Raw genomic sequence first — 18,868 nt, 5'->3', positions numbered from 1 at the left:
AACCAAAGATTCATTCGCTGAATTCGTATGATTAGCAGCCAACCTTCTTCTCTTCCCTGAAAACCAAACACTGAAAACTTCTCCTCCTTTCCTCGCCATTGCAGCCGGAGGACAGGAGTGTCCTCCCTCCTTTATGTCCGAATTCCTGCATCCAGACAAAGACATCCGGAAGCACGGAGTGAAGCTCCCGCATTGGCAGCAGGATGAGGCGATGCAGTTTGTGACGTTCCGGCTGGCGGACTCAATCCCGCAGACCAAGGCGCGGAAATGGAAGGAGGAGCGTGCGACCTGGCTCTCGCTGCACCCGAAGCCATGGACGCCCGCGAAGGAAAAGGAATACCACAAACGTTTCACGAAGGACTTCGAGAACTGGCTGGATGAGGGGGCGGGAGCCTGCATTTTCAACCATCCCTCGAACCGCGTGCTGCTGGAGGAAACACTGATGCACGATGAGGGAAAGTCGGTCCATCATCAGGCGTGGGTCATCATGCCGAACCACGCGCATCTTCTTTTCACGCCGGTGGCTCCCATCGACCAGTTGATGAAGAGCTGGAAAGGGATCTCATCGCGGAAGATCGGGATCGGTTCCATCTGGCAGAGCGGCTATCGGGATACGATGATCCGGGACGGGGATCATTTTGTGAATGCGGTGCGGTATATCCGGAGAAATCCCGTGAAGCTGCGCGAAGGAACCTTTACCCTCTGGCAAAGTGAACGGGCACGAGCAATCCAGTAAGGAGACTAAGGAGGGAGGACACTCCTGTCCTCCGGCTGCAATGGGAACCCATGGCAAAGGCACCCCTGAACAGAGTAGCCCTTTCGATTCATCGCCAATGCCGCCGGAGGACAGGAATGGGAGCGAAGCGGACATAGCGGCTCGCCGCAGTGTCCTCCCTCCTTACTTCATCTGCGGACCGACGGCTTCGGGGAAGACGGCGTTCGCCATCGACTACGCCCTGCGTAACAACGGGGAGATCGTCAACGGGGATGCCTTCCAGCTTTACCGCGGGCTGGAGGTCCTCAGCGCGGCTCCTTCCGCCGAAGAGAAGGCGCAGGTCCCCCACCATCTCTATGGCGTGCTCTGCTCCACCCAGCGGAACGACGCTCAGGCCTATGTGGATCTCGCGCTGCCGGTGATTCGGGAGATCCAGTCGCGGGGGAAAACGCCCGTCGTCACCGGCGGCTCCGGGCTTTACCTGAAGTTCCTCACCCATGGCGCATCCCCTCTCCCGACGGGCGACGCGGCGCTCCGCGCGGAACTGGACGCACAGTCGCTGGAGGACCTGGTCGCGCAGCTCCAGGAACTGGACCCGCTGGAGGCCAGCCGCACCGCACTGAAGAATCGCCGCTACGTCTCCCGCGCGCTGGAGATCTGCCTGCTCACCGGGGAAAAGGCGTCCACCCTCCGCGACGACTGGCAGTCCGCCACCGCGGAGCGGGAGACACAGCTCCGGGGGTGCTTCATCCAGCGGACGCGCCCGGACCTGCAGGCGCGCATCGCCCTGCGGAGCCGCATAATGCTGGATGGCGGGGCAATCGAAGAGGTCGCCGCGCTTCCGGAGGATTCACCGACGTGCGGCAAAGCGATCGGCGTGAAGGAAATCCGCGCGCTGCTGAACGGAGAGATCGACCGGCCCACCTGTGAGGAACTGCTGGCCATTTCCACCCGCCAATACGCGAAGCGCCAAGAGACGTGGTTCAAGCGGGAGAAGTGGCTGGAAATCGTCCGCCTGTAGGCCGGTTTTCTTTGATCCTCCGTGGAAAACGGGCCAGTCTGGCAGGCACCGGGACGATCCGGACGGGCCATCCACCATGACACGCTTTCTCCTCCTCATCACGCTGCTTTTTTCCTGCTCCCTCCCTGCCGCGGAGCCTGTGCCCGCTTATCCGAACCTGAGCGGAGGGATCAACCAGTACGCCACCTTCCCGCGTCCGCTGGAGATGTATCCGCCGCCGGGCGAAAGCATCGTCGATGCCATCGTCACCCGTGCGTCGATGGATCCGTTCAATGTGGCGGCGACGGTGATTTTCCTGCTGGCCATCGTGCATACCTTTCTCGCCGGTCCCATCACACGGCTGGCCCACCAATACGAACACCTGCATGACGAGAAGCTGGCCAGGCAAGGATCGCTGCCTGGCACCGATCCGGACGCGGTGCCTCCGGTATCCTTCCGTGCGACCATGCTCCATTTCTTCGGCGAGGTGGAGGCCATCTTCGGCATCTGGGTGCTGGCGCTGGCCGGTGCGGCCACCTGGTTCCACAGTTGGACCGACTTCAAGCTCTACATGAGCAAGGACCGGGTGTTCACGGAGCCTCTGTTCGTGGTGGTGGTCATGGCCATCGCCGCCAGCAGGCCGGTGCTGCGTTTTTCGGAGAAAGTCATGTCCCGTGCCGCGGCGCTGGGGAACGGCTCCCCCGGCGCGTGGTGGCTGAGCGTGATGATCATCGCGCCGTTGCTCGGCTCCTTCATCACGGAGCCTGCCGCCATGACCATCGGCGCGCTGCTGCTGGCGAAGAAGTTCTACCGTCACAACCCTCCGGCGAAACTGGCCTACGCCACGCTGGGCCTGCTGTTCGTGAACATCTCCGTAGGGGGCACGCTCACCCACTTCGCCGCGCCGCCGGTGCTGATGGTCGCGGGCAAGTGGCAGTGGGACACGGCATTCATGCTGCAACACTTCGGCTGGAAATCCGCCCTCGGCATCCTGATCTCCACCACCGCGTATTTCCTGTGGTTCAGGAAGGAGTTCTTCCGCATCGCGGACAAGGCGGACGGCATCGAGGATGGCATACTCCACAGCGCGGCATGGACTGAACGCGAGGATCCGGTGCCCGCATGGATCGTGGGCATCCATCTCACCTTCCTGGCGTGGACGGTCTACAGCGCGCACTACCCGGCTTTGTTCATCGGCGGCTTCCTGTTCTTCCTGGCGTTCACCATCGCCACCCGCCACCACCAGAATGACATCCGGATGAAAGGGCCGCTGCTCGTCGGCTTCTTCCTCGCCGGACTGGTCATCCATGGCGGCTGCCAGGGTTGGTGGATTTCCCCGGTCATCACCTCCTTGCCGGACTCCCTGCTCATGCTGGGGGCGGCCATCCTGACCGCCTTCAATGACAACGCGGCCATCACCTACCTGGCCGCGCAGGTGGACGGCATCAGCGAGGGCGCGAAATACGCCGTGGTCGCCGGGGCGGTGGCGGGCGGTGGACTGACTGTCATCGCCAACGCTCCAAACCCGGCGGGGCAGAGCATCCTCGGCAGATTTTTCGAAGGCGGCGTCTCCCCGCTGAGGCTTTTCCTCGCGGCGGTCCTGCCCACCATCATCGTCTATCTCTGCCTCGCGCTGCTGCCGTGATGATGGATTTGCAGCATGAATCGATGACTTAACGGACAAGCCATCCACGTATCCTAGGGATCATGATGAAACCCATTGCCTGCATCGTCCTCGCCATTTCCTCCCTTGGCTTCGCCGCGGAAACCGCCCCTGATCCGAAAGCGGACGGCTGGGTGGCACTCGGCAAGGCGGACTTCGTGCCGGTCAACACCGCCCCCGACACGTGGCAATGGAAGGACGACGGCAGCCTCCACTGCACCGGCCAGCCCATCGGGGTGATGCGCACGGTGAAGCAGTACAAGAACTTCGAGATGGCGGTGTCCTGGTGCCACCTGAAGGACGCGGGGAACTCCGGCGTCTTCGTCTGGGCACCGCAGGACGCGCTGGACAAGCTGACCAAGCCCGGCCTGCCGGACGCCGGCATCGAGGTCCAGGTGCTGGATCCCGGATTCACCGCCGCCTATGAAAAGTCCTCCGGCAAAAAAGGCGACTGGTTCACCTGCCACGGGGATGTTTTCCCGGTCGGCCGCTCGAAGATGGTCCCATTTCCACCGACCTCGCCGAACGGCAGCCGCAGCTTCCCCACCCAGCAGACCACGAAGGGCACGGGCGAGTGGAATCACTATCTGATCCGCGCCGTGGACGGCACCATCCGTCTGTGGGTGAATGGCGTGCAGGTGTCCGGCGGTGAGAAATGCGAACCCGCGCAGGGCTTCCTCTGCCTGGAGTCCGAGGGCTCGCCCATCGACTTCAAGGACATCCAGATCCGCGAGTTGAAGTGAAGCAAGGAGAGTGGACATTGCGGCGGAGCCGCTATGTCCGCTGCGCTCCCATTCTTGTCCACCGGCGGCATTGGCGGATCATCGAAAATTCACCGCTACGAAGCGAAAGCCACGAATCTCCTGACGATACCTTTGCTATGGGTTCCTGTTGCAGCCGGAGGACAGGAATGGGAGCGCAGCGGACATAGCGGCTCTGCCGCAATGTCCTCCCTCCTTACTCCATCCGAATAATGCCTTCGCCGGCATCGGGCATGGTCACCCACATGATGAACAGCGGAAGCTGGAAGGGTGATGTGACGACATCGAACGGCACCGTCACGGGCAGCAAGGCATAATAAACCGGCTGCGGCTCCCGTGGCGGCATCTGGTCCTTCGGCTTGTCCGGCCAGGTGTATTCCCCGCGGGCCTTGTTGAAGGTCGCGATGCTGGCCATGCAGCCGCTCAGGGCAAATGCCGGAACGACGCACAGGAACAGGAAGATCAATCGAGGGAATCTCATCGAAACAAAAAAGGCCGGGAGGAAACATGTCCCCCCCGGCCCGGAAAATCAAATCAAGCTTCCGGAACGACGGGTTCCGCTTCCACGATGACCTTGGTTTTCGCGAAGTCGTCACCCAGGCGGCGGCCTTTTTCCGGTTTCTCCTCACGGAGGAGAAGAACAACCAGCTCGACCGGAGCGATGATGAGGAAGGCGTTGCGGAGTATGCCTTTCTCCCAGTTACCGGTGAGCGGAGCGCCATCAGCGGTGACCGCGCGGAGTTTCATCACCTTCTTGCCGATGCTCTGGCCACCGAGGAACGGCAGCGAGTCCTTCGTCAGAATGTAGCCGAGCGAGGCCAGCGAAACCACAGAAGAAAGGAATCCGGGAAGGATCTTCATCAGCACCAGGCTGGCGATGATGATCGCGCCGTAGTCGATCAGGGCAGCGATGATGCGGGTGTTGAACGGGGCGATGTCACCGGCCTTCACCTCATCCTCATCCGGGACGACTTCCTTAACCTTCTTTTTCGCCTCTTCCGGGATCTCCATGGTGGGCGGAGGGCCGTAGGAAGCCGGGCTGGCAGGAGGCGCGGACGGCGGCGGAGTGAATGAAGGGGCCGGAATGCTGGGCGGCGGAGCAAGGTCCGGAGCTTTCAGATCTGGCGGGCGGAGGCTTGGCTTTTGAGGGTCGGATTCCTGGTCCATGGCGGAGAACAAACCTAATAGCAGCAAAGGAGGAAACGTCGAGCGGAACGTCGGTTCATCCATCAAATAGTGGCTGTTTCGCAGGAGCGGAAGTCATGAGACTTCCGGCTGGGGGGAAGTCCATCAGGAACCGCAGCCGGTTCATTGGTGGAGGTTCCACCCAGCCGAATCTCTCACGAGATTCGCTACGGTATTTCACCAGTCGCGGATCTTCCGCTTGTCTCACCAGTCGCGGATCTTCCGCTTGTCGCGGAGGTCCTTATACTGGCCTTCAAGATCGCTGCTGCCGCGGACCTCGCTGAAACTGGCCATGGCCTTCACCTCCTGCATGGGCGTGCCGGGCTGCTGGCTGTCCTGCGGTTCACCCGGTTGCTCGGCGGCCTGTTGCTCCCCTGCTTCCTCGCCCGGTGGCTTCGGCTGGTTGCCTGCCTGTGCCTGGGCCTTGTCGAGCTGGCTGCGCAGCTCCGTGAGCTGCTCTGTCGCCTGCTCATGGAGTTCCTGGGCTTCATTCTCCCCGGGTGCGAGCGCATCCGCCTGGGCGAAATTCTGGGCTGCCTTTTCCAGGTGGCCGATGTCCTCACGCAGGCGGCTGACCGGATCGACCGGCGGCGGGGTCTGGCCTTTTTTTGCCGGTTGAGGTTCCTGGCCGACCTTGGCCATCTCCTTTTTGCCGATCTCCGCCATGTTCCGGGCGAGCTTTTCCTGGGCCTCCGCGGCGCCTTTCTCCGCCTCCGCGTTGTCCGGGTTGATGGCCAGCGCCTTCTGGAAATTCTGCATCGCGCCGTTGAAATTCTCCGCCGCGCCCTCCACCTGCTTGCGCTCCTCGGCGACGTTGCCGGCATCCATTGCCATCTCGGCCAGGGCCATGTGCGTTTCCTCCAGGTTCTTCATCACCTCCGCCTGGAGGTTCTGCGCCCGCTGGTTCTGGTCGTCGAAGGCCAGCGCCTTGTTCGTCTGTTCCAGCGCTTTCTGGAGGCCTTCCTGTTTCTTCTTCAGGTCGCCCATCTTCGGAGCCTCCGGCTTCGGCTGCATGGCCTGGTCCGCGATCTCCTGCGCGGTGTCCGTCATCTTGTCCGCGACCTCTTTCTTGAAAGCGTCATGCTCCTGGGCGAGAGGCTTGTCGTCAGGCTGCAGCGCGCGCGCCTTCTCATAGGACTGGGATGCCTGGACGTTGAGCTTGTCCTGCTCCGCCTTCTGATTTTTGCCCTCCGGCACCTTTTCGGACCGCTCGCGCAGCATGCGCGCCTGCTCGGTGAGCTTTTCGGCCAGGTTCTCCGTCACTTCATCCAGCTTCTTCTCCGCGTCCTTGTTCTCCGGGTTGAGGTTGGTGACCTTCTCGTAGGCCTCGTGGGCTTTCGTCAGGTGGCTGACCTGGACGTTGAGGTTGGCGGGCTTGTTCTTCTCCGCCTTGTCCGGCTCGGTGATCTGTTCCTGCTGGGCCTGCGCCTTTTCCGCCTCGATGACCGACTTGTCCCCGATATCGAGCAGCAGCTTCTCCAGTTGCTGCTTCGCCACGAGGAGGTTCTTCTCCGTGGTCTTCGTCGGCTTCTCCTCGTTCGCGCTGTGGTAGTATTCCACCGCACGTTCCCAGGCGACGACGGCACCGTTGCGGTTCCACGACTTGCTGACCGTCTGGCCGATGCGGTAGTGGGTGTTGCCGAGCTGGGTGAGCGCCTGCCCGCGCAGCTTCCTGTCCTTGGAAAGGCAGACCTCGGAGAAAGCGTCCGCCGCTTCCTGGTATTGCTGCGCGGCGTAGGCGGCGATGCCGTAGTTGTAGATCAGGTAGTGGTCCTGCGGGCGCTTCTGCACGGCCTCACGCAGCATGGACGCGGCTTCCGCCGCCTTTCCCTCCCGCAGCATGCCTTCCGTCCGGGCGATGAGCGGGTCCGCCTCCGCACCCCATGATGATCCGGCGAGGGCGAACAGCAGGGCGATGGCCAGCGGCGCGTATTTGGTCGTTTCCATGGCTTTGGCGGCGGGTGCCGGGCTTGGTTCCGGGAGAGTGACGGCGGATTTCGGGCGGGGCGGGTTCTTGAGGCGGGTGGAGATGCCGACTTCGGCAGCCAGCAGGAGGATGGCCAGCAACAGGGGAATCTGGAACAGATCGACGAAGTCCTCCAGTTTGAAAACGGCGGACTTCTTCGCCAGCGTGGAAAGCGACTGGTTGTAGAGCAGGTCCCACGTCTTTCCCTCCGGCAGGTAGTCGAAGTAGCGCCCGCCCCCCGCTGCTGCGATGGCGCGCAGGTTCCGCTCGTCCAGCTTGCTGGTCACGGGCAGGCCGTATTCGTCCTTCACAATCTCCGTGACCGGCCCCTGGAAATCCGGCGGCAGTTCCTTGTTCGGCACCTGGCCGCCCTCCGGCGTGCCCACGCCGACGGTGAAGAACTTGATCCGCTCGTTCACATGCGCGGCCTGCACGTCGGTGACGGTATGGCCTTCCGTGTTCTCCCCGTCGCTGACGATGACGACGGCCTTGTTCTTCACGCCGCTGGCATCCAGCGCCTTGCCCGCCACCTTGATGGCCTCGGAAATGTTGGTGCCGCCCAGTGAGATGGACTTCGGCCGGGAATGCTCCAGCACCTCTCGCAGGGCGGTGTAGTCATTGGTGAGCGGTGCCTGGATGAAGGCGTCCCCCGCCATCAGGATGAGGCCGATGCGGTCGCCGGAGCGGGTCTTGAACCACTCCGCCAGGGATGCCTTCACGGAGTCCAGGCGGGAGGGTTTCACATCCCGCACCAGCATGCTCTTCGAGACGTCCAGGATGATGAAAAACTCCGCTCCTTCTTGTTCCTTGCTGCTGTCACGCGGCCCCCACATGGGCCGGGCCAGCGCCACCACCAGCAGCGAGAGCGCCACCGTCACCAGGATGAATTTCCGTTTCTTCGCCCGGAAGTCCACCGACCGCAGCATGGCGGGCAGGCGCGTGGCGGGGCTGAAGGCGGAGAGCTTTTTCCGCGCTCGGGCCTTTGACACACGGTAAAGCAACACCGCGCCGATGACGACCAGCGGCAGCAGGAACAGCAGGTATTTGTGCGCGAAGATCATGGAACCCGGAGCCAGAAGGTGTGATTGGCGATCCACTCGAACAGCAGCAGCACGGCGGCCAGTCCGGCGAACCAGAGGAAAAGCTCATGGTAGAGCATGTGGCGGTTCACCTCGATCTCGCGCTTCTCCATGCGGTCGATCTGGCGGTAGATCTGCATGAGCGAGCCGGTGTCGGACGCCTGGAAATACTGGCCGCCGGTCTTCTGCGCCACCTGGGCCAGCGGGCTTTTCTCGACACCCGCGCCGCGGATGCTGCGGATGTTCATGATCTCCAGCGCGTAGATGCGCACGCCCTTGGTCTTCGCGTAGTCCGCGGCGACCAACGGGTTGTTGCCCTTGTTGTTCTGGCCGTCGGTGACGAGGATCATGACCTTCGACCGGGCCGGGTTTTCCTCCAGCTTGTCCACCCCGGCGATGATGCCGTCGCCGATGGCGGTGCCGTCCATGCGCAGGACGACCATCTTCAGCACGTCCTTGATCCAGTTGCCATCCGTCGTCAGCGGGCTGAGCAGGTAGGTGTATTGGCCGAAGCCAACCATGCCGATGCGGTCGCTGGTGCGGTTGTCGACGAACTCCGAGATGGCGCGGGTGAGCGCTTCCCGGCGGGAAATTTTTTCCGTGCCGACGGTGAAGTCCTTTTCATCCATGGAGCCGGAGATGTCGCACGCCAGCATGATGTCGATGCCCTTGTTCGGGTTCTTGTGCTCCCCCTCCGGCACGCGCGGGCGGGCCATGGCGAGGACCAGCAATGTCAGCGCGACCAGACGCACCGCCCACAGGATGCGGCCGGGAGTGACCTTCCGCGGATTCCCCAGGCCGGCCAGCACGCTGGTGGTGGAGTGAAGGATGGCCGCGGTCTGGCCGGGCCGCCCCTTCCGCCAGAACCACCACAACAGCGGGATGAGGAGAAGGAGCCACCATGGCTGGCCGAAGCTGAACTGCGGGAGGGTCATGGGGAGCCCTCTTTCTTTTCAGGCCCCGTCGGAGGAAGTAAGGAGGGAGGACATTGCGGCAAGCCGCTATGTCCGCTTCGATCCCATTCCTGTCCTCCGGCGGCATTGGCGATGGGCTGGGAAAGGTGACTTTGTTCGGAGATGCCTTTGCTATGGATTCCCGTTGCAGACGGAGGACAGGAGTGTCCTCCCCCCTTACTGATAAACCTCTCCGCCGTCGCATAGAGGGCTTCCATCCTCGGCTGCTCCGTATTGGCGAGGGCGAACTTCACCTTGTCACACTGGAACAGGAAATCGCCCAGGGCGTTCTGCCAGTCCACGGACAGGCGGTCGCTGCGCTCCGCCTCGAACAGGAACTCCTCGGTCGAAAGATGCGGTGCACGGAGGGCGAAGCGGTCCTCGATGTACACGCGCAGCACGCGCGAAACCTCGACCACGAATTCCTTGTAACGCCCCTCGTCCAGCAGCTTGCGGCTGGCTTCCAGACCTTCGCGGGCGGCCACCTCCGGCGGCACGGCGGGTTCCTGGAACGGCAGCCGCCGCTTCCGGTAAAGCCGCCACACGATCAACCCGATGACGAGCAGCACCGCCAGCGCGATGACCGCGGGCCACAGCCACGCCAGCGGCTCCGGCGGGGCGACCAGCGTGAAATCATCCGTGATGTCAGGGGGCGTTTCCTTCATGGATTCTTCTTCATGATGCGGCGCTCGAAAAACTTCTTCAGCTCGATGAGGTAGGGCTTGTCCGTCTCCGCCTCGATGGAGTCCAGACCGGCGCGCTGCAGCATCTTCCGCTGCCGCTCCAGCTTCTCCGCGGTGGCTTTCTCATACCGCTCCACCACCTTCGGGTCGCTGGTGTTGATCTCGACCATCTGCCCCGTCTCCGCGTCCTCCATGGTCACCCACCCGGCCTTCGGCAGGGTCGATTCGCTGGGATCGGAGATGCGGATGGCGATGACGTCGTGCTTCCGGTTGGTGACTTTCAGCGCCTTCTCATAGCCCTCGTCGATGAAGTCGGAGATGAGGAAGACGATGGCCCGGCGCGGGAAGACATGGTTGATGAAATGCAGCGCCTTTTCACAGGAGGTGCCGGTGTTCTCCGGCTCGAAAAACAGGATCTCCCGGATGAGCCGGAACACGTGCGAGCGTCCCTTCCTGGCGGGGATGAATTTCTCCACCTTGTCCGTGAAGAGGACCAAGCCCACGCGGTCGCTGTTGCGGGTGGCGCTGAAGGCCAGCACGGAGGCTATCTCCGCCGCCAGGTCCCGCTTTGACTGCTCCCCGGTGCCGATGATCCCGGACGCGCTGACGTCCACGACGATGGCCATGGAAAGCTCCCGCTCCTCCCGGTATTTCTTGATATGGGTGACGCCGGTGCGGGATGACACGTTCCAGTCGATGGTCCGCACGTCATCCCCGAGCTGGTATTCGCGGACATCCTCGAAGTCCATCCCCCGTCCCTTGAAGACGGAGTGGTACGCCCCCGCCAGCAGCTCCTGGGCGAGACGGTTCGTCCGCACCTCGATCTGGCGGATCTTCCGGAGGTAGGATCGGGGGATCATCGGGCGTTCCTCATTTCGATTCTGTCTGTTCCCCGAGAGCTTCGATCAAAGGGCTGAAAAGCTCTTCCACGGTCTGAGGCTGGAAATCTCCAGTCTCCTGTCCGGTCAGCTTCGCCATGGCTCTCGCGACCTTCGGAGTCTGCGTGTCCACGTAGATTTTCTCCCTTTTCGCCATCTCTTCTTCCACGATCTTCCTCACCTGTTCCGGGCTGGTCCCTTTCCGTTCAAGCAAGTGGGTGCCGAGCGCGAGCAAACCCAGGATGAGAGCCATCTGAGCCAATAGCCGGGTGTTGCGGTTTTCAGCCATGATCAGGGAACGGCCACCTTGTCCAAGACCCAGCTCACCAGTTGCTCGCTGGTTACTTCCTCCGCCTCCGCCTCATAGGTGCGGATCAGGCGGTGGCGCAGGACGTCCGGGGCGATGCTGCGGACGTCGAACGGCGTGACATGCGCGCGGCCCTGCAGGAAGGCGTGCGCCTTCGCCGCGAGGATGAGGTTGATGGTGGCACGCGGGGAGGCACCGTAGCGGATGAGGCCGTCGAGCTTCGGGTCGATGGACTTCGGGTCACGGGTGGCGAGCACCAGCCGGACGATGTAGTCCTTGATCTGCGGATCGACATACACCCGGTCGCTCAGCGAGCGCATGCGGACGATGGTGTCCAGGTCGGTGACGGGGCTGACGGTCGGCTTCGCGCCGGAGGTGCCCATTTTCTCGAGGATGCCCAGCTCCTCCTCATGGGTGCCGTAGTCGACGACGACCTTCAGCATGAAGCGGTCCACCTGTGCCTCAGGCAGCGGGTAGGTGCCGTCCTGGTCGAGCGGGTTCTGGGTGGCGAGGACGAGGAAAGGATCCGGCAGCGGAAAGGTGGTCTCACCGAGGGTGACCTGGTGTTCCTGCATGGCCTCCAGCAGCGCGGACTGGACCTTTGCCGGGGCGCGGTTGATTTCGTCCGCCAGGATGAGGTTGCCGAAGATGGGACCCTTCTTGGTGGAGTATTCCTGCGTCTGCGAGTTGTAGAAAAGCGTACCGACGATGTCCGACGGCAGCAGGTCCGGCGTGAACTGGATGCGCTTGAATACCCCCTGGATGCTCTGGGCGAGCGCCTTGATGGTGGTGGTCTTCGCCAGGCCGGGCACGCCTTCCAGCAGCACGTGACCGTCCGACAGCAGGCCGATGAGCAGCCGCTCGATGACATACTGCTGGCCGACCACGACCTTCGACATTTCCGCCATGATCGCGGGGATCCAGCCGCTGGCTTCGGTGATTTCCTGCTGGAGTCGTTCCAATTCGTCCTGATTCATAAAATGAAGAGCCTATAACGGTGGGGATTTCCGGGATATTTCGGAAAAGAAACGGGCCTAACCGATCGGGGAGGTAAGGAGGGAGGACATTGCGGCAGAGCCGCCATGTCCGCTCCGCTCCCATTCTTGTCCTCCGGCTGGAATGGCGAATTGAATGATAGGTGGATCTATCCCTGTGATGCCTTTGCCCGGCGTTCCGGTTGCAGCCGGGTAAGGAGGGAGGACACTCCTGTCCTCCGGCGGCATTGGCGAATGAATGAACAGGTGGATTTATCCCTGCGATGCCTTTGCTATGAGTTCCCATTGCAGCCGGAGGACAGGAGTGTCCTCCCTCCTTACCCGGCTGCAGCGCGTCTCCCCCTCAGGGAATGAGATCCTTCACGGCATCCCGTTCTTCCTTCAGCTCGTTGATGGTCGCGTCGATCCTGCCCTGGCTGAATTCGCTGACGGGCACGCCCTGCACGACTTCCCAGGTGCCGTCCGCCTTCACGCGGATGGGCATGGAGGCGATGAGGCCTTTCTCGATGCCGTAGGATCCGTCGGAGCAGACGGCGACGGAGGTCCAGTCACCATCCGGAGTGGCGGTGATGAGGCTTTTCACGGTGTCGATGGCGGCATTCGCGGCTGAGGCGGCGGAGGAGGCCCCGCGGGCCTTGATGATGGCCGCGCCGCGTTGCTGGACGGTGGTGATGAACTCGCCCTCCAGCCAGGCCTGGTCGGTGATGACTTCGGTGGCGGGCTTGCCGCCGATCTTCGCGTTGGTGAAGTCCGGATATTGGGTGGCGGAGTGGTTGCCCCAGATGCAGAGGTTGGTGACGTCGGAGGAATGCACTCCGGCTTTCGCGGCGAGCTGGCTTTTCGCCCGGTTCTCGTCGAGGCGGGTCATGGCGAAGAAGCGCTCGTTCGGCACGCCGGCGGCGTTGTTCATGGCGATGAGCGCGTTGGTGTTGCAGGGATTCCCCACGACCAGCACGCGGATGTCCTTCGCGGCGTTGCGGGCGATGGCCTGGCCCTGGCCGGTGAAAATTTTGCCGTTGATGCCCAGCAGGTCGCCCCGCTCCATCCCCGCTTTCCGCGGCACGGAACCGACGAGCAGCGCCCAGTTCGCACCCTTGAAGCCTTCGTCCAGGTCCGCCGTCGGCACCACCTCCCGCAGCAGGGGAAACGCACAGTCATCCAGCTCCATCACCACTCCGTTCAGGGCTGGCAAGGCGGGCTCCACCTCGATCAGGCGGAGGTTCACCGGCTGGTCCGCGCCGAAGACATAGCCGGATGCGATGCGGAACAGCAGCGCGTAGCCGATCTGGCCGGCGGCGCCCGTGATGGAGACTGTGATGGGGTCCTTCATTGGTAATGGGGAATGGAATGAGAGTGGTAGTGATACCTGTTTAGGTTTCGTCCTCCGGCAGGTCAACCTGCATCCTTGGCCAAGGGAAAAAGCGGCCGCCGCGGGCTCTCCCTTCGGGGCTTGCCAACGCAGTATGGCTGCGGAATGCTGGCACCGCCAAAACACAGCGGATCCCCTTGGCCCCTCCATCACCCTCTCAACCAGCCACACCCGCACGCCTGCGCTCGGTGCCGTTCAGGGCGCCATTTGTATGGGCGCAGATCGTGGTGTTCCTCAACTGGCTGTCTGGGGTTGCGGTGCTGACCTGCATCCCCATCCTCCTGATGGAACCGACTCCCAGGAGCACCAAAATCCTGATCGGCAGCGTGGCCGCCTATGCCATCACCACCCTGATCTCATTCCTGAACCGGCGGAAAGTCCTCTGCCCGCTCTGCAAGGGGACACCGCTCGCCGGATCCAGGGCACACGTCCATCCGAAGGCAACGCGGATCTTCCCGCTGGACCATGCGACGTCCGCGGTGTTCAGCCTGATCTTCACGCAGACGTTCCGCTGCATGTACTGTGCCTCCCGTTTCGACCTGCTGAAGCCCCGGCTCCCCCAGCAAAGCCCAGTGGAAACGGACGGCCAGCCGGAGAGCCACTCCTGAGGAATGGCCCCTCCAGGCAGCGCCGTTCAATCCCCGGCGTCTTCCACCCAGCCGTCGGAAATCAGCCCGTCGATGACCACCTGGTTTCTTTTTTCCTCACCGGGGATGTATTTCAGTTTCACGGTGACCATCCGGGAGGATTTCGCATCCAGCGGACGGAGCTTGTCATTCAACGGGGAATCCTGCCTCACATAGCCATAGAGGACATGCTCACGGTCCGGGGAGCGGAGTTCATAGGACTGCCATTTCCTCTCATCACCGAAGCCGAAATTATAGTATTCCAGCATCTTCAGCGTGACCCTGAACAACACGGGCCGCTCCGGCTTTTCCGAGATGAACCGCTGCCAGGGCATCTCCGACCACGCCACGTAGCTCTCCCAGTCGATCTTCAGTCCGTCCTCCCCCCGGATGAATGCGATCTGCTTTTCCTCGAAGTCATTCGTGCGGACGGAGAGCGAGATGAGCCGGCCCCGGTAGGCGAGCGCATTACTGGTGTTGAAGGCGCTCATGCCCGGCGCGGGCACTTTCCCATCCGGATACCAGGCGCGTATTTTCTCCCCCACCCTGCCGGCGTCCCTCACGAAAGGCAGCAGCTTTCCGACGGTGTCCGCCTCCAGGAATCCCCGGGTGAGGGGTTCCAGTTCCGCGATGATTTCCGACTCGCTGCGGTTCATCTCCTGCGGCAGGTCGGTCACTTCGGGAGCGGGCCGCGGGGCCGCCACGGGAGCCTCCCGGACCGGGGCGATGGCGATGGCGATGGGTTCCACTTCCGGATCCTCCCGAACCGCGACCACGATCAATGCCGCCACCACAACGGAAGCCAGCAGACCGGCGATCCACCACCGTCCTTTGCCCGATTTCCTGTGCTTGCCCACACGGACCAACCGCTCCGCCGGGACTTTGTCCCAGTCCGGTTGGTCATCGTCCCTGGATTGCTTCCGGCGGCGCCTGGCCTCCCCTGCGGGGGCTGGAACCGCCCCGCCCTCCGCCGCTTTTCTCTCCCGCGCGCGCTGGAAGGACTCCGGCAGGCTGACGGGTGCGATTTTCTCGATCTTCTTTTCGACCAACGGCGGGGTCGCCTCACCGGCGGCGGGCACCCTCAGCATCCTGCGGCAGCTAGGGCAGATCACCCCACGACCATCATGGTCCCGCGGCACACGGAACACGAACCGGCAATCCGGGCACACGTAACCATTCCACCTGCGGGCCTTTTCCGTCGTATCTGACACATCGCCAGACTGCCTGCTCCACGCAGCCGCTGCAAGCTTCCGCGGGTGAAAATGCGGCGGCATATCCGGATGAAAGGGTTCGCTTGATTTCCCGGGTCATGAGGCATCGCATCGGGAAAGCGCTCCGCATTCGCCCTTGAATCCCCCCCGTTCCCACGGGATGCTGCGGGGACATGGCAGCCGCTACCATCACCCCAGACGCCACCGGCCACTTCGGCCGGTTCGGCGGCATGTTCGTCCCGGAAACACTGATGACCCCGCTGCAGGATCTGTCAGTGGCCTATGAGGCCGCGAAGAATGATCCCGCCTTCCACGACGAGCTGAACGCCCTGCTCACGGACTACGTGGGCCGTCCCACCCCGTTGTATTTCGCGGAGCGATGGACGGAAAAGCTGGGCGGGGCGAAAATCTACCTGAAACGGGAGGATCTGCTCCACACCGGCGCGCACAAGATCAACAACGCCATCGGCCAGATCCTGCTGGCGAAGCGCCTGGGCAAGAAGCGCATCATCGCGGAAACCGGCGCGGGACAGCACGGCGTGGCGACCGCCACCGTCTGCGCGCGCTTCGGCATGGAGTGTGTGGTCTATATGGGGGCGGTGGACATGGAGCGCCAGGCTCTGAACGTGGCCCGCATGCGCCTGATGGGCGCGGAGGTCCGGGCGGTGACCGCCGGCCAGGCGACTTTGAAAGAAGCCGTCAACGAGGCGATGCGCGACTGGGTGGCCACCGTGGACCACACCCACTACATCCTCGGCTCCGCGCTGGGATCGCATCCTTTCCCGATGATCGTGCGGGATTTCCACCGGGTGATCGGTGTGGAGGCCCGGGAACAAATCCTGAAAAAGGAAGGCCGCCTGCCTGACCTGCTGGTCGCCTGCGTCGGTGGCGGCTCAAACGCCATCGGCCTGTTCCATCCGTTCCTGGGCGATGAAAACGTCCGCATGGTGGGCGTGGAGGCTGGGGGTGACGGCATCATCCCGGAACGCCATGCCGCGCGTTTCCAGGGCGGCAAGCTGGGCGTGCTGCAAGGCACGAAGACCTGGCTGCTGGCGGATGAGGACGGCCAAATCCAGCTCACCCACTCCATTTCAGCCGGTCTGGACTACGCCGCCGTGGGGCCGGAGCACGCCTACCTCCAGAACATGGGACGGGTGGAATACACCTACGCCACGGATGACGAGGCGCTGGCCGCCTTCAAGGAACTGGCCCACTGCGAGGGCATCATCCCCGCGCTGGAGTCATCCCACGCCATGGCCTACGTCTCGAAGATCGCCGGCAGCCTGCCGAAGGACTCCATCATCATCGCGAACCTCTCCGGCCGCGGTGACAAGGATGTCGAGCAAGCGGCGAGGCATCTGCTCGGCGGGGTGTGAGGAGTAAGGAGGGTGGACACTCCTGTCCACCGGCGGCATTGGCAATCATCATAGATTCAACGCGAAGACGCTAAGGTCGCGAAGAAGGCGCAAAGGCTATTTGCGGACCTCTTCAAGATTCGGTTTATTCGCAGGATTTGCGGTCAGCCTTCTTCTCTTTCCTGAAAACTGAACACCTCTCCTTCTTTTATCGCCATTGCAGCCGGAGGACAGGAATGGGAGCGAAGCGGACATAGCGGCTCTGCCGCAATGTCCTCCCTCCTTACCTCAATCCAGCAGATCTCCGTAGTGCTTCCGGGCGAGGCCCAGGGACAGGTCCATGATGGCCTGGCTGTTGGAGAGCTTCAGGGCCTCCGCGGCCATGGCGGCGCAGTCGGCGTGGCTGAGCGAACGGATGGCCTGGCCGACGCGTGAAACCTGCAGCGGCCCAACGGACAGTTCCTCGACACGCAGGCCGATGAGCAGCGGGGTGAGGCGGATGTCACCGGCGATCTCACCGCAGATACCCGTCCAGATGCCGTTGTCCAGACCGGCGTCGATGGTGCGCTTGATCAGGCGGATGACCGCGGGGTGGGTGGGCCGGTAGAGGTCCGCGACGTGGGGGTTCACCCGGTCCACGGCGACCGTGTACTGGATCAGGTCATTCGTGCCGATGGAGAAGAAATCGACCTCCGGAGCGAGGATGTCCGCGCAGACAGCGGCGGACGGAACCTCGATCATGATGCCCATGGGCAGCTTCGGGTCGAAGGGGACGCCTTCCTTGTCCAGCTCATCCATGCAGCGGTTGAGCATCTCACGGCCCTGCCGGACTTCCGACAGACCGGAGATGAGCGGGAACATGACGGCCATTTTCCCCTTCGCGCTGGCGCGGAGGATGGCGCGGAGCTGGTCCCGGAACATGGCCGGACGGGAAAGGGAAACGCGGATGCCGCGCCAGCCGAGGAATGGGTTCGGCTCCGGATCGGTCGGTTCCACGGGCAGCTTGTCACCACCGGCGTCCAGCGTGCGGATGATGACCGGGTGCGGTGCCATGGCCTTCGCCACGCGGGCATAGACTTCCTCCTGCTGGAGTTCATCAGGCATTTCCTTTCCGCCGCTGTTGAGGAGGAGGAACTCGGTGCGGTAGAGGCCGACGCCTTTCGCGCCGCTGCTCTTCACCAGGGAAAGCTCGTTCACCAGCTCGATGTTGGCGGAAACGGTGAGCGCGCGGCCATCGGTCGTTTCCGTGGCCTTTCCGCGCATCTTTTCCAGGGCGGTGCGGACACGTTCCTTGCTCGCCTGGAGTTCATCGTAGTGACGGCGTGTCTCCTCGCTGGGGTGGAGGATGAGTTTTCCGGTGTAGCCATCGAGGATGGCCGGGGCCAGTGCCTGGATGTCGATGACCGCGCCGTCCAGACCGACGACGGCGGGGATGCCCAAGGCACGGGCGAGGATGGCGGTGTGGGCGTTCACGCTCCCCTGCTCCGTGGCGAAGCCGAGCACGTGCTTGCGGTCCATCGACGCCGTGTCCGACGGGGAAAGATCATAGGCCACCAGGATATGGCGGTCATCCGGCATCGCCGGGCGCACCTCTTCATCCGGGCGGAAATTCCTCAGGACACGCTGGGAAACGTCCTCGATGTCCGCCGTGCGCTCGCGGAGGTACGGGTCGGAAATACGCCGCATGGCCTCCAGGAAATTCTGCATCACGGCGTAGAAGGCGTATTCCGCGTTCTGCTGCCGCCTGCTGATCGCGTCGATGACTTTCTCCGTGACCGCCTTATCCTCCAGCAGCATCACGTGGGCCTCGAAAATGGCCTGCTCCGCATCCCCCGCCAGGCTCTCCAGGCGGTTCTGCAGCTCGACGAGCTGCTGCTTCGTCAGATCAACCGCGTCGCGGAAGCGCTGTTGCTCGCCCTCCACATCCTCCTCGTCGATCTCATAGACCTCCGGTGCGGAAAAGCCCCTGGCGATGACATGAACCGGGGATATGGCGATGCCCGGCGAGGCTGGAATACCCTCGTAGATGATTTCCCGCTCAGGTTCGCGCGCCACCATTTCTTATCTACCCCAGCGTGGTCGTCCCACCGCCTCCCGGGCAAGGATCAAATTTCGGGAGGCC

The 18,868-nt window shown here is 63.0% G+C and carries 17 protein-coding genes; 6 read left to right on the top strand and 11 right to left on the bottom strand.

Going from position 1 to position 18,868, the window contains the following annotated elements; genetic code table 11:
- Positions 1–133 precede the first annotated feature (133 nt).
- From KF712_18865 to KF712_18850, 4 genes are all read left to right on the top strand, one after another.
- On the top strand, positions 134–736 hold the full coding sequence (locus tag KF712_18865; protein ID MBX3743054.1) for a transposase: 603 nt from the start codon (positions 134–136) through the stop codon (positions 734–736).
- A 97-nt stretch (positions 737–833) separates the two neighbouring features.
- Positions 834–1,736 (top strand): tRNA (adenosine(37)-N6)-dimethylallyltransferase MiaA, encoded by a 903-nt coding sequence (gene miaA, locus KF712_18860; GenBank protein ID MBX3743053.1) that lies wholly within the window; start codon positions 834–836, stop codon positions 1,734–1,736.
- A 76-nt stretch (positions 1,737–1,812) separates the two neighbouring features.
- Positions 1,813–3,360, top strand: a complete 1,548-nt coding sequence (locus KF712_18855; protein ID MBX3743052.1) for a putative Na+/H+ antiporter — start codon at positions 1,813–1,815, stop codon at positions 3,358–3,360.
- 62 nt (positions 3,361–3,422) lie between these two features.
- Positions 3,423–4,121, top strand: coding sequence for a DUF1080 domain-containing protein (locus KF712_18850; GenBank protein ID MBX3743051.1), 699 nt, complete (start codon positions 3,423–3,425; stop codon positions 4,119–4,121).
- Positions 4,122–4,335: 214 nt separating this feature from the next.
- Here KF712_18850 and KF712_18845 read toward each other — a convergent pair whose 3' ends face one another.
- The 9 genes from KF712_18845 to KF712_18805 form a co-directional block, all read right to left on the bottom strand.
- Positions 4,336–4,620, bottom strand: coding sequence for a hypothetical protein (locus KF712_18845; GenBank protein ID MBX3743050.1), 285 nt, complete (start codon positions 4,618–4,620; stop codon positions 4,336–4,338).
- 53 nt (positions 4,621–4,673) lie between these two features.
- Positions 4,674–5,150 carry an RDD family protein gene (locus KF712_18840; GenBank protein ID MBX3743049.1) on the bottom strand — a complete coding sequence of 159 codons (477 nt, stop codon included), beginning with the start codon at positions 5,148–5,150 and terminating at the stop codon, positions 4,674–4,676.
- A 378-nt stretch (positions 5,151–5,528) separates the two neighbouring features.
- Positions 5,529–8,351, bottom strand: a complete 2,823-nt coding sequence (locus KF712_18835; GenBank protein MBX3743048.1) for a VWA domain-containing protein — start codon at positions 8,349–8,351, stop codon at positions 5,529–5,531.
- Positions 8,348–9,304 (bottom strand): VWA domain-containing protein, encoded by a 957-nt coding sequence (locus tag KF712_18830; protein ID MBX3743047.1) that lies wholly within the window; start codon positions 9,302–9,304, stop codon positions 8,348–8,350. The genes KF712_18835 and KF712_18830 overlap by 4 nt, the downstream gene beginning before the upstream one ends.
- Positions 9,301–9,987: a DUF4381 family protein gene (locus KF712_18825; protein ID MBX3743046.1), complete on the bottom strand. Its 687-nt coding sequence runs from the start codon at positions 9,985–9,987 to the stop codon at positions 9,301–9,303. Before KF712_18825 ends, KF712_18830 begins: the two co-directional genes overlap by 4 nt.
- On the bottom strand, positions 9,984–10,865 hold the full coding sequence (locus KF712_18820; GenBank protein MBX3743045.1) for a DUF58 domain-containing protein: 882 nt from the start codon (positions 10,863–10,865) through the stop codon (positions 9,984–9,986). The genes KF712_18825 and KF712_18820 overlap by 4 nt, the downstream gene beginning before the upstream one ends.
- Positions 10,866–10,875: 10 nt before the next feature.
- Complete coding sequence (locus KF712_18815) at positions 10,876–11,172, bottom strand: hypothetical protein (protein MBX3743044.1); 297 nt, start codon at positions 11,170–11,172, stop codon at positions 10,876–10,878.
- 2 nt (positions 11,173–11,174) lie between these two features.
- The gene (locus KF712_18810; GenBank protein ID MBX3743043.1) at positions 11,175–12,167 is read right to left on the bottom strand and encodes a MoxR family ATPase; all 993 of its coding nucleotides are present in this window, start codon (positions 12,165–12,167) and stop codon (positions 11,175–11,177) included.
- Positions 12,168–12,528: 361 nt separating this feature from the next.
- Positions 12,529–13,515, bottom strand: a complete 987-nt coding sequence (locus tag KF712_18805; GenBank protein ID MBX3743042.1) for a malate dehydrogenase — start codon at positions 13,513–13,515, stop codon at positions 12,529–12,531.
- A gap of 176 nt (positions 13,516–13,691) precedes the next feature.
- Here KF712_18805 and KF712_18800 point away from each other — a divergent pair, with 176 nt between their 5' ends.
- Positions 13,692–14,162: a hypothetical protein gene (locus KF712_18800; protein ID MBX3743041.1), complete on the top strand. Its 471-nt coding sequence runs from the start codon at positions 13,692–13,694 to the stop codon at positions 14,160–14,162.
- Positions 14,163–14,188: 26 nt separating this feature from the next.
- Here the strand turns inward: KF712_18800 and KF712_18795 are convergent, their stop codons facing one another.
- A complete protein-coding gene (locus tag KF712_18795; protein ID MBX3743040.1) occupies positions 14,189–15,268 on the bottom strand; it encodes a hypothetical protein in 1,080 nt (359 codons plus the stop codon).
- A 296-nt stretch (positions 15,269–15,564) separates the two neighbouring features.
- On the opposite strand from KF712_18795, the gene trpB reads away from it, so the two are divergent.
- Positions 15,565–16,767: a tryptophan synthase subunit beta gene (gene trpB / locus KF712_18790; protein ID MBX3743039.1), complete on the top strand. Its 1,203-nt coding sequence runs from the start codon at positions 15,565–15,567 to the stop codon at positions 16,765–16,767.
- Between the two features lie 267 nt (positions 16,768–17,034).
- Here trpB and ptsP read toward each other — a convergent pair whose 3' ends face one another.
- Positions 17,035–18,804, bottom strand: coding sequence for a phosphoenolpyruvate--protein phosphotransferase (ptsP, locus tag KF712_18785; GenBank protein MBX3743038.1), 1,770 nt, complete (start codon positions 18,802–18,804; stop codon positions 17,035–17,037).
- Positions 18,805–18,868: the final 64 nt, after the last annotated feature.

This window comes from Akkermansiaceae bacterium (assembly GCA_019634595.1).
Classification (GTDB): domain Bacteria; phylum Verrucomicrobiota; class Verrucomicrobiia; order Verrucomicrobiales; family Akkermansiaceae; genus Luteolibacter.
The sequence above is the reverse complement of the archived record's forward strand: the minus strand, read 5'-3'. Positions and strand labels throughout refer to the sequence as shown.

Coding starts and splice junctions, on each gene's coding strand:
- KF712_18865 (MBX3743054.1), top strand. CDS start 134: ATGTCCGAATTCCTGCATCCAGACAAAGACATCCGGAAGCACGGAGTG.
- miaA (MBX3743053.1), top strand. CDS start 834: ATGCCGCCGGAGGACAGGAATGGGAGCGAAGCGGACATAGCGGCTCGC.
- KF712_18855 (MBX3743052.1), top strand. CDS start 1,813: ATGACACGCTTTCTCCTCCTCATCACGCTGCTTTTTTCCTGCTCCCTC.
- KF712_18850 (MBX3743051.1), top strand. CDS start 3,423: ATGATGAAACCCATTGCCTGCATCGTCCTCGCCATTTCCTCCCTTGGC.
- KF712_18845 (MBX3743050.1), bottom strand. CDS start 4,620: ATGAGATTCCCTCGATTGATCTTCCTGTTCCTGTGCGTCGTTCCGGCA.
- KF712_18840 (MBX3743049.1), bottom strand. CDS start 5,150: ATGGAGATCCCGGAAGAGGCGAAAAAGAAGGTTAAGGAAGTCGTCCCG.
- KF712_18835 (MBX3743048.1), bottom strand. CDS start 8,351: ATGATCTTCGCGCACAAATACCTGCTGTTCCTGCTGCCGCTGGTCGTC.
- KF712_18830 (MBX3743047.1), bottom strand. CDS start 9,304: ATGACCCTCCCGCAGTTCAGCTTCGGCCAGCCATGGTGGCTCCTTCTC.
- KF712_18825 (MBX3743046.1), bottom strand. CDS start 9,987: ATGAAGGAAACGCCCCCTGACATCACGGATGATTTCACGCTGGTCGCC.
- KF712_18820 (MBX3743045.1), bottom strand. CDS start 10,865: ATGATCCCCCGATCCTACCTCCGGAAGATCCGCCAGATCGAGGTGCGG.
- KF712_18815 (MBX3743044.1), bottom strand. CDS start 11,172: ATGGCTGAAAACCGCAACACCCGGCTATTGGCTCAGATGGCTCTCATC.
- KF712_18810 (MBX3743043.1), bottom strand. CDS start 12,167: ATGAATCAGGACGAATTGGAACGACTCCAGCAGGAAATCACCGAAGCC.
- KF712_18805 (MBX3743042.1), bottom strand. CDS start 13,515: ATGAAGGACCCCATCACAGTCTCCATCACGGGCGCCGCCGGCCAGATC.
- KF712_18795 (MBX3743040.1), bottom strand. CDS start 15,268: ATGCTGAGGGTGCCCGCCGCCGGTGAGGCGACCCCGCCGTTGGTCGAA.
- trpB (MBX3743039.1), top strand. CDS start 15,565: ATGGCAGCCGCTACCATCACCCCAGACGCCACCGGCCACTTCGGCCGG.
- ptsP (MBX3743038.1), bottom strand. CDS start 18,804: ATGGTGGCGCGCGAACCTGAGCGGGAAATCATCTACGAGGGTATTCCA.